Here is a 13364-nt window from a genome sequence, read left to right on the forward strand (position 1 = left end):
AGGAAAACTAGCTTCCTTGCTTTGTATAATCGATAGGTTAAACACGGAAACGAGCAACGAGTACCTGTAGCTCTTCCGCCATATCGGATAATGCTTTGGCTGATTGCGAAATCTCTTCCATCGCACTCAACTGTTCTTCTGTCGTCGCTGCGACTTGTTTCGACGCCGATGAATTCTCTTGCGCGATATGTGCGATTTCGGTTGCAGAGGCAGAAACCTCTTGAACGTTCGCTGCGATTTCCTCGACAGTTGCTGTCACATCTTCGATTCGCGGTGTCATCTCTTGCGTCCGTTCGAGAATCTTCTGGAATCGTTCTGCTGATGCTTCTGTCGTCGATAAACCGGCTTTCGTCTGTCCTGATACTTCTTTCATCATCGTGACTGACTGATCTGTCTCCTGCTTGATGTTTTGAATCAGCTGTGCAATCTGCTTCGTTGAATCCTGTGACTGCTCTGCTAGTTTACGCACTTCACTTGCGACGACGGCGAACCCTTTTCCGTTTTCGCCTGCCCGTGCTGCTTCAATCGCCGCGTTCAGTGCCAATAAATTCGTTTGTTCGGCAATGCCGTTGATGACATCGACGATTTTCCCGATTTCATTCGAACGATGTGCGAGTGAGCTGATGACACCACCGAAGTTTTGAACGGAGGCATCGATTTCTTTCATCTGCTGGACGTTCTGTAGTACAGCAACCGTTCCGTTCTCGGCTTCTGTTGCCGTTGAACGTGATAGCTCTGACACATCGGTTGAGCTCTCAGCAATTCGCATGATGCCCGCTGTAATCGACTGGAGCGAAACGGCATTCGCATCGAGTTGACGTTTCGATTGATCCGCCCCTGCTGCGACCTGTTGAATCGATCCCGCGATCTGTTCCGATGCGGACGTCGTCTGGGCAGAGTTCGCCATTAATTCCTGCGACGAGCCGGCCACTTGTGTGATCGACTGGTCGAGATTGATGATGATCGAGCGGAGTGAATCGACCATGACGTTAAAGCTTTGCGCAACTTGCCCGACCTCATCGTTTGATTCAACGATGACGGGTTCCGTCAAATCACCAGATTGAATCCGTTCTGCCCCACGTGTCAAATGACCGAGTGGGCGTAAGATCGAGCGAAGGATGAAGTAAATGAAGACGGCTGCGACGAGTAACATTCCGCCGATGACAGCAAGCGTTGTCCACAGAATACTCGACGTCGCATCGGTGATTTCATGATCGTACAGGGTTCCGGCAACCTTCCACTTCGTTAAATCGTTCGTCATGAAGTCCATCTGTTTACCTTCATTTTCGAATTCATACGAAAATTGTCCGGCTGGGTCATCGTAGAGTGGCGCAACCCAGTTCCCTGTTGCCTTTTCACCTGGTTTTAGCGTCGGGTGCGTAACGAACTTCTTATTCGAATCGAGAATCGTCACATAACCCTCTTTACCAATTTTAATCTTTTTCGCGATTTCCGCGATGCGGTCGACATCGACATCAATCGCCACGACACCTCTTCCGTTTCCGGTCGTTTGTGACAATGTCACCATCATCTTGTTCGAGGCAGCATCGACGTATGGATCCGTGATGACGACTTTTCCACCGGCTGCTTCAGCCGATTGGTACCACGAGCGCTCACGTGGGTCATAATCCTCGGGCATGACTTGTTCCGGGAAAATGTTCATATCCCCTTCTGTCGTCGCGAAATAGATGTTCGCCGCTTGCGGATGCATGTCGAGATATTCCGTCATTTTTTCCTTCAACGCTGCATTTTGTTTTCCTTTTTGATAAAGCGTTCCGTCAATCCGGTCCGCAAAAAAGGCGACATCGCGTCGCATCGGATCAATGATATTCTGAATCTCATCATTCATCCGATCGACTCCACCATGTGCCGATTGTAGAATTTGCTCCGTCATCGTTTGTTTCGCCTGATTGTAGGCAACAAATCCGATCACAAGTGCTGGAATTACTAATAGGAGAATTGATGTCAGAATTAATTTTTGTTTGATGCTCATCGTGCGTTTGATCTTTTGTTCCATGTGTCACTCCATTCCCGAGTGCAAGGACTCGCTATTCTACCTTCTTTATCGGAAGAATAGCGAAGAATATTCATAGTAAAAATAATAATCGTTCATTGATTCACATGAAAAAAAGACGACCCGTATGGAGTCGTCTTCCTTGGTAACGCTTACCCTTATGCTTCTTGATCGCCCTTCCAGTTCATCATGCCGCCTTCGACGTTGACGATATCATATCCATACTGCTCGAGGAAACGACCGACGTTTTCGCTTCGCGCGCCCGCTTTACAGATTAAGTAGTAGGTTTCACCTTCTTGCAGCTCCGTATAGCGTTCACCGATTTCAGACATCGGAAGGAAGCGGACGTTCGGAATATGTCCTGCATCGTATTCATCCTGCTCCCGGACGTCAACGACGTGTAACGCTTCGCCTGCCTCTAATCGCTCTTGTAACTCATCTACATGAATCGTTTTCATTTCGTATGACCTCCTGTATGGTTCTGCCGTAAGTGTAGCAAATTCATCATCAAAACAAAACGAAACCGTTTGATACGAAGTGATGAAAAAGCGGACCCGTTTGCGGATCCGCCCATCTCATTATTCTCCTGATGCTCGACGCGTCGATTGACGTGTCTCCTTATGCATTCCCCGTGCATAATAGACAGCAATCAGAATCGCGTACCATAGTGGTCCAACGACCAAAGCGATGCGTGTACTTGCGTCAAATGCCATCAAGACGATGACACCAGCAAGTGCCGCGAGGGCAATGTAGTTCGCGACCGGGAAGAATGGAACAGCGAATTCTGCTGAACCGTGTACTTTCCGCGCCCGCATCTGAGCGATCAGAATCATCGCCCACGTCCAAACGGCTCCAAACGTCGCGATACTCGTAACGATCGCAAAGACGTCTTCCGGTAAGAAGTAGTTCAAAGCGACACCAACGAGCAACGCAACACCTGAAAGAATCGTCGCCAGTGCTGGGACACCGTTTTTCGAGATTTTCGAGAAACGACGTGGTGCTTCACTGTTCTCGGATAAGTTCATCATCATCCGGGCTGTCGAGAAGATACCGGAGTTACATGACGAGAGTGCTGCCGTTAAGACAACGAAGTTGATGATGCCGGCTGCTGCTGGAATACCAAGTGAATCAAATAATAATACGAACGGACTACTATTGTTCGCTCCGACTTGATCCCACGGATAAATCGATAAAATGACGAAGAGCGCACCGATGTAGAATACTAAAATCCGAAGGAAGACGTTATTGACGGCTTTTCGAATCGTTTTCTTCGGGTTCTTCGCTTCCCCTGCTGTGACCCCAATCACTTCAATTCCTAAGAACGCAAACATGACCATCTGCATGGCAAGGAGTACTCCACCGAATCCGTTCGGCAGGAATCCACCATGTGACCACAGGTTTGAAATTCCAACCGGTGTGCCGCCGTTTCCAAGACCAATGACAATCGTCAAGGTCCCTAAGATGATCATGGCGACGATCGCGACGATTTTAATCAACGCAAACCAAAATTCGAATTCACCATAAAATTTAACAGCAATGAAGTTGATGCTCGTCATCAAGACAAGTGCTGCTAGTGCCCATACCCACCCCTGAGAATCCGGGAACCATACTTTCATGTAAATACCGACTGCTGTGATTTCCGCCATACACGTAAAAATCCAGAGTAACCAATAATTCCAACCTGTTAAAAAGCCAGCTAGTGGACTGACATACTTCCGGGCATACTCCGCAAAACTACCAGCCACCGGCTCCCGCACTGCAAGCTCCCCAAGTGCTCGCATGATAATGAAAATGATGACACCACCAATCAGATAACCAAGTAAGATCCCTGGTCCTGCTAATTGGATCGCTTTTGCTGACCCTAGGAAGAGTCCGACACCGATTGCCGCCCCCAGCGACATCAGTGTAATATGACGTTCTTCCAGTCCCCGATTCAACTCTGTCTGTTGTTTCATTTTTACGACGTCCTTCCCGTCTCTGTTTGTTTCTTAGCAGTTCCCCGTACCGCTACGTTGTCAGTATAAAGAAGATGTGTCGATTTTGTAAACGTTTTCATATGATATTTCTTACCAAAATCACATACTCGGAATATTCTGATTACGTTAGCATTATAAAAAAAGGAACCTCCTGCTACTAAGTAGTATACAGGACGGCTCCTTTCGGAAAGTTACAATTGTTAATCAACTTTAGCAAGTGGCGCGTCTACTGACTCCGACTTACTCGTCAATCGGAAGATTCCATTTAGCAATAATGCCGTTAGCGATCCTGCGACGATCGGGCTGTCCGTCAAGACACGGATTTGTGACGGGAGACCGGCTACGATCTCAGGATTCATACTGATTCCTAAACCAATTCCGAGCGCGAGTGCCACCGTGATGACGTGTTCGTTCTTCGAAAAATCGACCCGCGACAGAATACGAATCCCGCTCGCTGCGACCGTTCCAAACATGATCAACATTGCCCCACCTAGCACAGGTTTTGGAATCAACGTCGTGAACGTCGCCACTTTTGGTAAGAAACCGAGCAAGATTAAAAATCCACCCGCAAATAAAATGACTTTACGTGTCTTCACGCCAGTCAACTGAACGAGACCGACGTTTTGGCTGTATGTCGTATACGGGAAACTGTTGAAGATACCGCCAACAATCGTCGCGACACCCTCTGCCCGGTAGCCACGTGCTAGATCCTTATCCGTCAAGCGACGATCCGTGATCTCACCGAGTGTCAAGAACACACCTGTCGATTCAACCATCGAGACGAGACCAACGAGCGTCATCGTCAAGATCGCCGTCGTATTGAATGTCGGTACACCAAAGTAGAACGGCGTCACCATTTGGAACCAAGACGCTTCCGCCACCGGACTGAAGTCGATCATCCCCATGCCGAACGCGACGAGTGTACTGATCATCACAGCAATCAAAACGGCTGCTGCTTTTGAAAAGACCGTGCCGTAGCGATTCAAGATTAAAATCAAGACGATCGTTAGTCCGGCGAGTCCAAGATAACGTGCGTCACCAAAGTCCTTCACCCCTTGTCCGCCCCCGATATCGTTGATTGCAGCCGGAATCAAGGAAATCCCAATGATCGTCACGACAGAACCAAGGACGACTGGCGGGAACAGGACTGCAATCTTACTAAACCAGCCTGAGATGACGAGAATGATCAAACCACTCGCAATTAAAGCACCATAAATCGCCGTAATCCCTTGAAGACTACCGATCGCGATCATCGGACCGACTGCGGTGAAGGTACAACCGAGGACGACAGGAAGACCGACGCCTGTATATTTCGTGACGAGCACTTGTAGTAAGGTCGCTACGCCACACATGAAGAGATCAATCGCAACTAAATAAGCAAGTTCTTCTCCCGACAATCCGATCGCACTACCAACGATCAGCGGAACGACAGCTGCTCCTGTGTACATCGCGAGCACATGCTGAAGTCCGAGACTAGCGGCTTTGAAGTTCGATAGTTTCATACGGTCACCGAGTCAACGAACGTCGCTTTTCCATCCTTCAACGACTTCACGCGAGCGAGTGACTCGACGCGGAACCCGGCTTCGATTAACTTTTGACGTCCCGGTTGGAACGACTTTTCAATGACGATTCCAAAGCCGGCAACTTCCGCACCTGCTTGTTCAACAAGGCGAGCGAGACCAAATGCCGCTTCTCCGTTCGCGAGGAAATCGTCGATGATCAGAACTCGTTCACCCGGTTGTAGGTATTTTTCTGCAACCGTAATCGTACTCGTCTGTTGTTTCGTAAACGAGAAGACTTCAGCTGAAATCGTTCCTTCATTCAAGGTGACGGATTTCGTCTTACGGGCATAAACCATTGGTACCCCTAGACGGAGCGCCGTCATCATTGCCGGGGCAATACCACCTGCTTCGATCGTCAAAATCCGCGTGATACCGGCATCTTGGAAGCGATCCATGAACTCATAGGCGATTTCCCACATCAAGGTCGGATCGACCTGATGGTTTAAAAAGGCATCCACTTTCAATACTTGATCCGATAATACGATTCCCTCTTGATTAATCATGTCGTGTAGACGTTTCATACATGCATTCTCCTCTTTAAAAACGAAAAAACGTACAGCCGCTACCCGGGGGCAGCCACTGTACGCCAAAAAAGAGAGCAGTAACTCACCACCCGTAGTCGGACCGTTACGGCGATCCGGTAGAGACTCGTGGGCCAATTCCCACTATTATACGAGCGTTGCTATACGTTTACGTTTCGTGATTTTCGTGATGTGTACCATTGTACGGGGTTTAGCGAAAAAGTAAAGACTTTTTCACACCGTGCTTAGGCTTGGCGTTCTTCGACTGCTTGCGCTGCCGTGATGATCGCGAGTTTGTAGACATCCTCTTCGTTACAACCGCGTGAAAGATCGTTGACCGGTTTGTTCAACCCTTGAAGGATCGGACCGATTGCTTCGAATCCACCAAGACGTTGTGCGATTTTGTAGCCAATGTTTCCAGCTTCAAGACTTGGGAAGATGAAGACGTTCGCTTGACCTGCGACATCTGATTCTGGTGCTTTTGATTTCGCGACGCTTGGAACGAATGCTGCATCGAATTGGAGTTCCCCATCGATTGCAAGCTCTGGTGCACGTTCTTTAGCAATGCGAGTTGCTTCAACGACACGCTCTGTCTCTGGTGATTTTGCTGAACCTTTTGTCGAGAAGCTGAGCAATGCCACTTTCGGATCGATACCGAATGTTTTCGCTGTTTTCGCAGATGCAATTGCGTTCTCTGCTAGATCGTTCGCATCTGGTGCGATGTTGATTGCGCAGTCTGCGAAGACGTATTGCTCATCGTCACGTACCATGATGAAGACGCCTGATGTTTTTTTATAGCCTTCTTGCATCTTGATGATTTGAAGTGCTGGACGAACTGTATCGCCTGTTGCGTGCATGGCCCCCGATACAAGACCTTCTGCTTGCCCTGTGTGAACGAGCATCGTACCGAACGTGTTCACGTCTTTTAAGATGACAGCACGTGCTTGCTCTTCTGTTGCTTTCCCTTTACGACGCTCAACGAACGATGCGACGAGCTCATCGATTCCAACGTAAGAAGCAGGATCAATCGTATCAAGTCCCGTGACATCGATTCCGTTTGCTGCTGCTGTTTCTTCAATTTGTACACGTGGTCCGATGACGACCGGTGTGACGAGACCGTCTTTCTTCAAACGGACAGCTGCGCCAAGAACACGCGCGTCAATTCCTTCTGGGAAGACGATTTTCGGTTGGTGCGCTTTAATCTTTTGTTCTAACATATCGAATAATTGCATGAATTTCTCTCCTTTTTAGGTAAACACGACGTCGTCGATTTGATCCATTTTCTTTTCCATCGTTTATTATACACAGTTCTCAATCGTTGTTAAAACAATTTGCAAAAAAGTTATCTAACAAAAGCACTGAAGCCATATTCACCGACTATTACAGTCATTTTCAAGAATGGTACAGAGACTATTTCCAAGCAACGTAATCTCCACTCCCCCTTTTACCCACTCTCTGCTTTTTTCATGTGTTACGATCTCATGGACAAAGACCTTTTCGGGCGAAGCGTTTCAATAGAATGTGATAAGATAGGATATGGAAAAAGACAATTTATTTCAGACTCAGGAGGTCATCCCATGCAACACCAAACATCTGAACCGACTGCTACGCAACAAGCCGCTGAAACACTCGACGGCTGGTATACATTACATGATTTCCGCCGGATCGATTGGTCACGCTTGAAACAAGTCGACGCGACAGAACGCGCGCGCATGATTGAAGAGTTCCAAGCCTTCCTCTCAGAGCTTTCTGGTGTCGAAGCGGCAAAAGACGGAAGCCATGCACTTTACACGATCATCGGTCAAAAAGCCGATCTCGTCTTGATGGTTCTTCGTCCAACGATGGAACAAATCCAAGACGTCGAAGTCAAAATGCAAAAACTCGATCTCTATGATTACTTGATCCCGACGTATTCTTACGTTTCTGTCGTCGAACTCGGTACGTACCGTGGTTCAGGCGAAGGAAACCCATACGAGAACCCTTACGTGCGTGATCGTCTCTATCCAATCTTGCCGCAAGCGAAGCACATCTGCTTCTACCCGATGAGCAAGTCGCGTCGCGATGGCGACAACTGGTACACGCTCTCAATGGAGAAACGTAAAGAGCTCATGTATCGTCATGGTATGATTGGTCGGAGTTATGCTGGGAAAATTCAGCAAATCATCGGTGGATCAACTGGATTTGACGATTGGGAATGGGGCGTCACGCTCTTCTCAGACGACATTCTCCAGTTCAAGAAAATCGTCTATGAAATGCGTTTTGACGAAGTCAGCGCGAAGTACGGTGAGTTTGGTGAGTTCTTCATCGGGAACCGTCTCGAAAGTGAACAATTAAATACTCATTTTGCACTTTAATGTGTTGAATGACGTTTGATTGAAATATCTCATGGGAATATACTCCTTGCGGCTATAAAACAGGCTATAAAATAGTAGGTTGATTACGTAAGGAGGAATTACCATGGGGAATGCTATGAACCGATCGACACGATCGCGTGAATTGCAATTCGCTGTGCTTTCAAAAGAGCTGAAACCGGTTGCAGATCGTGTACTGGATCGCTATGAGCAAGCATTATCGAAGCTAAACAAAACACAAACGACAAAACGATGAACTCGTTTTGATACTTACGCCTACTCCATCGCGAGTAGGCGTTTTTCATACAAAAAAAGACCGTTCTTCTCCATGACGGAAGAAAAACGGTCAATCATCATAGTCCTTTGTAGGCACCAATCGCGACAAAGATCCATGCTGCGATGAACAAGACGCCACCAATCGGTGTGATGGCACCCAGTTTTGTTACATTCGTCAATGCCATGACGTACAGACTACCGGAGAAGAAGACGATTCCGGCAAGCATCAGCCATGCAGCCAACGACCATTGCGGGATCGATGCTTTTAATAAGAGTCCCCCGAGTGCTAGGATACCGAGCGAGTGTACCATCTGGTAAAGTACGCCTGTCTGCCAGTTCGCGAGCATCCGTTCCGTCAACATATCTTTTAAGGCGTGTGCACCGAATGCACCTAGTGCGACCGATAACATCATCGAGATCGCGCCAATCATAATGAAAACTTTCATGCTTATTCTCCCCCTAACCGTCGTGCTGGTAAATTCCATTCATAATAATACGATAGCATACGTAAAACAGTGATGAGTCCGAGCAATGTGAACAAATGTAGAGGATTCGTCAATTGGAAACGATCAATCACAAGTGCTGCCATGACGGCCCACATCGCATAAATCTCTTTATGCAAGACGAGTGGTTTCCGACCAGCGAGTAAATCGCGAATCACTCCACCACCAACACCAGTCAGCACAGCAGCCGAAATCGTTGCTGACAATGGCAGTCCTTTTGCTGTCGCCATCAAAGCACCTTGAATCGCAAACGCAGACAATCCGAGCGCATCCGCGAGGACGCCCCAACGTGTCCAGTGCGGCAAGAACAACTGGGGTAACATGAAGATCAACAACGCAACGAGAATCGCGACTAAAAAGAGACCACCTTGCGACCAGAGAGCGGATACCGGTACACCAATCAGTAAATTACGAATGGCACCCCCGCCGAATGCTGTGATCAAAGCAAGTAACCAGACACCGAATAAATCATATTTTTCTTCCATCGCAACAATCGCACCACTCATCGCAAAAGCGACCGTGCCGATGATATTCAATAAGTCCCAGGACATGCGCACATTTCACCTTTCTACAAAGAAATTCCAATACTTACTATACTCTCTTTTTAGTTTCCGTAAAGCATTAATTTTCTGTCACCGTTTCGATCGTTTGCGAGTGACGTTTTTAGGTAAAGTAACCTATACTGAAACAAACTGTACAGGAAGCTAGGTGACCGTATGAAACGTTGGGCGCTTTATCGCATCGTCGTCATCGTGACGATGTTCGCACGTTACATCTTTACGATCTATCGATTCACCCGGAAAAACCGGCCAGGTACGAACAACGAAGAGTTTGAGCGCATCATGATCCGGATTGCGCGTGACTATAAGAAAAAAGCATTACGGTTAGAAGGGTTACTGATCAAGCTCGGTCAGTTCTTGTCGATTCGAGCCGATCTATTTCCTCCGTCCGTCTTGATGGAACTGACCGAACTCGTCGATAAAGTTCCTTCAAGTAAACTTGGAGAGTCACGTAAGATCATCGAAGAGGATTGGGGTATGCCGATCGAAGAGATCATCTCGGATATCAGTTCCCGTCCTGTCGCTTCTGCCTCGATTGGTGAGGTGTACAGCGGAACCTTAAAATCAAATGGTAAAAAAGTTGCGATCAAAGTTCAGCGACCGAACATCGAACAAATCATCAAAACCGATTTCCGTGCCATGCGCATCGTCATTGCCATGTTACGCCGGACTTCATTAAACAAATCGACTGATTTACAAAGTCTGTATCGCCAAATGGTCTTCGTCATCGGTGATGAATTGAATTACCGAACTGAATTAAAAAACGGTCTCTACTTTAAAAAAATGTATGAGACGAATCCTGTCATCTATATTCCGAGTTATTATGAAGAACATTGTACGAATCGTGTGCTCGTCATGGAATGGATTGACGGGACACGTATCACCGATCTCGATTATTTAGCGGAACATCAGATTGATCGTGACGAACTAGCGCGTAATCTCTTCTTGAACGCTGGTGAGCAATTACTGTTCGGCGGGAAATTTCACGCCGACCCACACCCGGGCAACGTCCTCGTCCAGTCCGACGGCAAAATCGTCTTGCTTGATTTTGGGATGATTGGAGCGACGACGCCTGATGACATGCGAGCGATTCAACGAATCCTCCAATCCTTCGTCACATTAGATTATGATGCAATCGTCGATGGTCTCGAAGATTTACGATTCCTGTTGCCGAATGCGAATAAGCAAAATATCCGACAAGCAATTGAAAAAGCGGTCACGTTCTATCTCGAGAGTGATATGGAAAACGTCGACACGAAACTGATTGAGAAGGTCTTATCCGATATCGAATTGCTCGTCCGAAACGAACCGATCCAGCTCCCTGCCGAGTTTGCGTTCTTCGGTCGTGCTGCCTCGACGATTCTTGGGATTCTTCAGATTCTTTCACCGCAAATCAACCTGCTCGAGTTAGCCAAACCAATGGTTCGGCGTTGGCTCGATGACGAAGGAAAAAACCAAAATCGTTATCTCCAGATTGCCGGTTCTTACGGTGCGCGATTGCTCGCCTTCCCGCGTCTTGTTAACGATGCCTTAAGCGAACCGACACGTTGGCGCATCATGGAGCAACAAAAGTTCTCTCGTGTCGCGAACATCGAGTCACTCAAAATCCGGCAGTGGACGAGTTCGCTCGTCGGAATCATTAGTCTGCCTTTTAGTTATCTCGGCTATTATTTTACGCAGTATGACGTCATGGGCATTTCCTTGACGATCGCCGTCATCGCTTTATGGAATGGTAGACGGATCGGACGACAAATCGTCCGGATCGCCGATGAACCGTTCCGTTAAATAGAACGACAATATGCGTCCACTTCGGTGGACGTTTTTTTATTTCAGAATAATTCCTCTTTGGGCTTCGAGGTTTTTCCTCGCGTCTCGCGGGGTACAGCTTCAAGTAGAGAGATAACAATAAGGAGAGGTGAAACACTTGATTGATATTTTAATTGCCATCGTTCCTGCATTAATGTGGGGATCGTTGCCGCTCGTCGTCTCAAAAATCGGAGGTTCAACGGCGCAACAAATTATCGGTACGACTCTGGGTGCGTTGCTTTTCGCGATCGTCACCTTCTTTTTTGTCAGCCCAGAGCTGTCGACGACTGCTTGGGTCGCCGGATTCTTTTCTGGTGCCTTCTGGGCGCTCGGTCAAAAAAATCAGTTTGCCGCATTCCGTCAAATGGGTGTCTCAAAGACGATGCCCATCTCAACAGGGATGCAACTCGTCGGAACATCGTTGTTTGGTGTTCTCGCTTTTGGAGAGTGGTCAACGACAACTGCGTTGATTCTCGGAATCAGTGCCCTTGTATTGATCATTGCCGGAGCAGCTTTCACGTCTTACAAGGAAGATAAGAGTAAAGAAGATGAGAATATCGGAAAAGGACTGACGCTTCTTCTCATCTCGACTGTCGGGTATGTCGGCTACGTCGTCATTGCCCGTTGGTTCGATATCAATGGATGGGAAGCAGTCTTACCACAAGCTGTCGGGATGGTCGTGAGTGCGATTCTCCTTTCTTTACGAGAAGGAGATCTCTTCACGAAGAAAACAGCCGGCAATACAGTCGGTGGACTCATGTGGGCTGTCGGGAACGTCGCTTTACTGTTTGCCACAGCAAAAGTCGGAGTCGCAACGAGCTTCTCCTTATCTCAAACAGGAGTCGTCATCTCAACGATTGGCGGTGTCCTCTTACTAAAAGAAACGAAGACAAAGAAAGAAATGACCTTCGTCATCATCGGTTGTATTTTAGTCGTTGCTGGTGGGATCATGATTGGATTTACGAAACAATAATGAAGGAGTGAAGCATCATGTATGAAAGTTTAAAGGGAAAAGTAGCCATCGTGACAGGTGGATCAATGGGAATCGGTGAAGCCATCGTCCGCCGTTATGCAGAGGAAGGTATGCGTGTCGTCATCAACTATCGCAGTCATCCGGAAGAAGCGAAGAAAATCGCAGAATCGATTCAAAAACAGGGTGGCGAAGCCATCACGATTCAAGGAGATGTCTCAAAAGAAGACGATATGATCAATCTCGTCAAAGAGACTGTCGCTCACTTTGGTCAGTTGGATGTTTTCGTCAATAACGCAGGAATCGAGATGCCGTCAGCATCTCATGAAATGTCACTCGAAGACTGGCAAAAAGTCATCGACGTCAACTTAACAGGGGCATTCCTCGGTGCGCGTGAAGCACTGAAGTACTTCGTCGAACATGATGTCAAAGGTAGCATCATCAACATGTCGAGTGTTCATGAAATCATTCCATGGCCAACGTTCGTCCACTACGCTGCAAGTAAAGGTGGCGTTAAATTAATGACACAAACCCTTGCGATGGAATATGCACCAAAAGGAATTCGGGTCAATGCGATTGGACCTGGTGCGATTAATACACCGATCAACGCTGAAAAATTCGAAGATCCGGAACAACGAAAAGAAGTCGAGAGTATGATTCCAATGGGCAATATCGGAAAACCTGAGGAAATTTCAGCCGTTGCCGCATGGCTTGCGTCGGACGAAGCGAGTTATGTCACTGGTATCACACTCTTTGCGGACGGCGGAATGACACTTTATCCATCGTTCCAAGCAGGACGCGGTTAACCTATTTTGAATAGACAAG

The 13364-nt window shown here is 47.5% G+C and carries 13 protein-coding genes and 1 riboswitch; of the genes, 5 read left to right on the forward strand and 8 right to left on the reverse strand.

The window, feature by feature from the left end; all coding sequences use genetic code 11:
* Positions 1–37 precede the first annotated feature (37 nt).
* The 6 genes from KNQ06_RS12615 to pta all read right to left on the reverse strand — a co-directional run bounded on the left by KNQ06_RS12615 (position 38) and on the right by pta (position 7305).
* The gene (locus KNQ06_RS12615; RefSeq protein WP_023466764.1) at positions 38–2017 is read right to left on the reverse strand and encodes a methyl-accepting chemotaxis protein; all 1980 of its coding nucleotides are present in this window, start codon (positions 2015–2017) and stop codon (positions 38–40) included.
* A 155-nt stretch (positions 2018–2172) separates the two neighbouring features.
* On the reverse strand, positions 2173–2472 hold the full coding sequence (locus KNQ06_RS12620; protein WP_023466762.1) for a rhodanese-like domain-containing protein: 300 nt from the start codon (positions 2470–2472) through the stop codon (positions 2173–2175).
* 120 nt (positions 2473–2592) lie between these two features.
* Positions 2593–3969 carry an amino acid permease gene (locus KNQ06_RS12625; protein WP_035399195.1) on the reverse strand — a complete coding sequence of 459 codons (1377 nt, stop codon included), beginning with the start codon at positions 3967–3969 and terminating at the stop codon, positions 2593–2595.
* A gap of 221 nt (positions 3970–4190) precedes the next feature.
* Positions 4191–5492, reverse strand: coding sequence for a nucleobase:cation symporter-2 family protein (locus KNQ06_RS12630; protein WP_214772013.1), 1302 nt, complete (start codon positions 5490–5492; stop codon positions 4191–4193).
* Positions 5489–6073, reverse strand: a complete 585-nt coding sequence (locus KNQ06_RS12635) for a xanthine phosphoribosyltransferase (protein WP_035399199.1) — start codon at positions 6071–6073, stop codon at positions 5489–5491. Before KNQ06_RS12635 ends, KNQ06_RS12630 begins: the two co-directional genes overlap by 4 nt.
* A 75-nt stretch (positions 6074–6148) precedes the next feature.
* A riboswitch (purine riboswitch) is annotated at positions 6149–6248 on the reverse strand.
* Positions 6249–6318: 70 nt separating this feature from the next.
* Positions 6319–7305 carry a phosphate acetyltransferase gene (gene pta, locus KNQ06_RS12640; RefSeq protein ID WP_214724837.1) on the reverse strand — a complete coding sequence of 329 codons (987 nt, stop codon included), beginning with the start codon at positions 7303–7305 and terminating at the stop codon, positions 6319–6321.
* Positions 7306–7650: 345 nt separating this feature from the next.
* Between pta and hemQ the strand changes: the two genes are divergently transcribed.
* On the forward strand, positions 7651–8427 hold the full coding sequence (hemQ, locus tag KNQ06_RS12645) for a hydrogen peroxide-dependent heme synthase (RefSeq protein ID WP_214772011.1): 777 nt from the start codon (positions 7651–7653) through the stop codon (positions 8425–8427).
* A gap of 103 nt (positions 8428–8530) precedes the next feature.
* A complete protein-coding gene (locus KNQ06_RS12650) occupies positions 8531–8680 on the forward strand; it encodes a hypothetical protein (protein ID WP_023466754.1) in 150 nt (49 codons plus the stop codon).
* Positions 8681–8777: 97 nt separating this feature from the next.
* Here KNQ06_RS12650 and KNQ06_RS12655 read toward each other — a convergent pair whose 3' ends face one another.
* A complete protein-coding gene (locus KNQ06_RS12655; RefSeq protein WP_023466753.1) occupies positions 8778–9146 on the reverse strand; it encodes a DUF423 domain-containing protein in 369 nt (122 codons plus the stop codon).
* A 2-nt stretch (positions 9147–9148) separates the two neighbouring features.
* Complete coding sequence (locus KNQ06_RS12660; RefSeq protein ID WP_023466752.1) at positions 9149–9754, reverse strand: trimeric intracellular cation channel family protein; 606 nt, start codon at positions 9752–9754, stop codon at positions 9149–9151.
* A gap of 165 nt (positions 9755–9919) precedes the next feature.
* Between KNQ06_RS12660 and KNQ06_RS12665 the strand changes: the two genes are divergently transcribed.
* From KNQ06_RS12665 to KNQ06_RS12675, 3 genes are all read left to right on the forward strand, one after another.
* A complete protein-coding gene (locus tag KNQ06_RS12665) occupies positions 9920–11548 on the forward strand; it encodes an ABC1 kinase family protein (RefSeq protein WP_058265463.1) in 1629 nt (542 codons plus the stop codon).
* Positions 11549–11690: 142 nt separating this feature from the next.
* Positions 11691–12542 carry a GRP family sugar transporter gene (locus KNQ06_RS12670; RefSeq protein ID WP_174514744.1) on the forward strand — a complete coding sequence of 284 codons (852 nt, stop codon included), beginning with the start codon at positions 11691–11693 and terminating at the stop codon, positions 12540–12542.
* 17 nt (positions 12543–12559) lie between these two features.
* Complete coding sequence (locus KNQ06_RS12675) at positions 12560–13345, forward strand: glucose 1-dehydrogenase (RefSeq protein ID WP_149426654.1); 786 nt, start codon at positions 12560–12562, stop codon at positions 13343–13345.
* The last annotated feature ends 19 nt before the right edge of the window (positions 13346–13364 follow it).

The organism is Exiguobacterium sp. s91 (assembly GCF_018618915.1).
GTDB lineage: Bacteria > Bacillota > Bacilli > Exiguobacteriales > Exiguobacteriaceae > Exiguobacterium_A > Exiguobacterium_A abrahamii.

Coding starts and splice junctions, on each gene's coding strand:
- KNQ06_RS12615 (WP_023466764.1), bottom strand. CDS start 2,017: ATGGAACAAAAGATCAAACGCACGATGAGCATCAAACAAAAATTAATT.
- KNQ06_RS12620 (WP_023466762.1), bottom strand. CDS start 2,472: ATGAAAACGATTCATGTAGATGAGTTACAAGAGCGATTAGAGGCAGGC.
- KNQ06_RS12625 (WP_035399195.1), bottom strand. CDS start 3,969: ATGAAACAACAGACAGAGTTGAATCGGGGACTGGAAGAACGTCATATT.
- KNQ06_RS12630 (WP_214772013.1), bottom strand. CDS start 5,492: ATGAAACTATCGAACTTCAAAGCCGCTAGTCTCGGACTTCAGCATGTG.
- KNQ06_RS12635 (WP_035399199.1), bottom strand. CDS start 6,073: ATGAAACGTCTACACGACATGATTAATCAAGAGGGAATCGTATTATCG.
- pta (WP_214724837.1), bottom strand. CDS start 7,305: ATGCAATTATTCGATATGTTAGAACAAAAGATTAAAGCGCACCAACCG.
- hemQ (WP_214772011.1), top strand. CDS start 7,651: ATGCAACACCAAACATCTGAACCGACTGCTACGCAACAAGCCGCTGAA.
- KNQ06_RS12650 (WP_023466754.1), top strand. CDS start 8,531: ATGGGGAATGCTATGAACCGATCGACACGATCGCGTGAATTGCAATTC.
- KNQ06_RS12655 (WP_023466753.1), bottom strand. CDS start 9,146: ATGAAAGTTTTCATTATGATTGGCGCGATCTCGATGATGTTATCGGTC.
- KNQ06_RS12660 (WP_023466752.1), bottom strand. CDS start 9,754: ATGTCCTGGGACTTATTGAATATCATCGGCACGGTCGCTTTTGCGATG.
- KNQ06_RS12665 (WP_058265463.1), top strand. CDS start 9,920: ATGAAACGTTGGGCGCTTTATCGCATCGTCGTCATCGTGACGATGTTC.
- KNQ06_RS12675 (WP_149426654.1), top strand. CDS start 12,560: ATGTATGAAAGTTTAAAGGGAAAAGTAGCCATCGTGACAGGTGGATCA.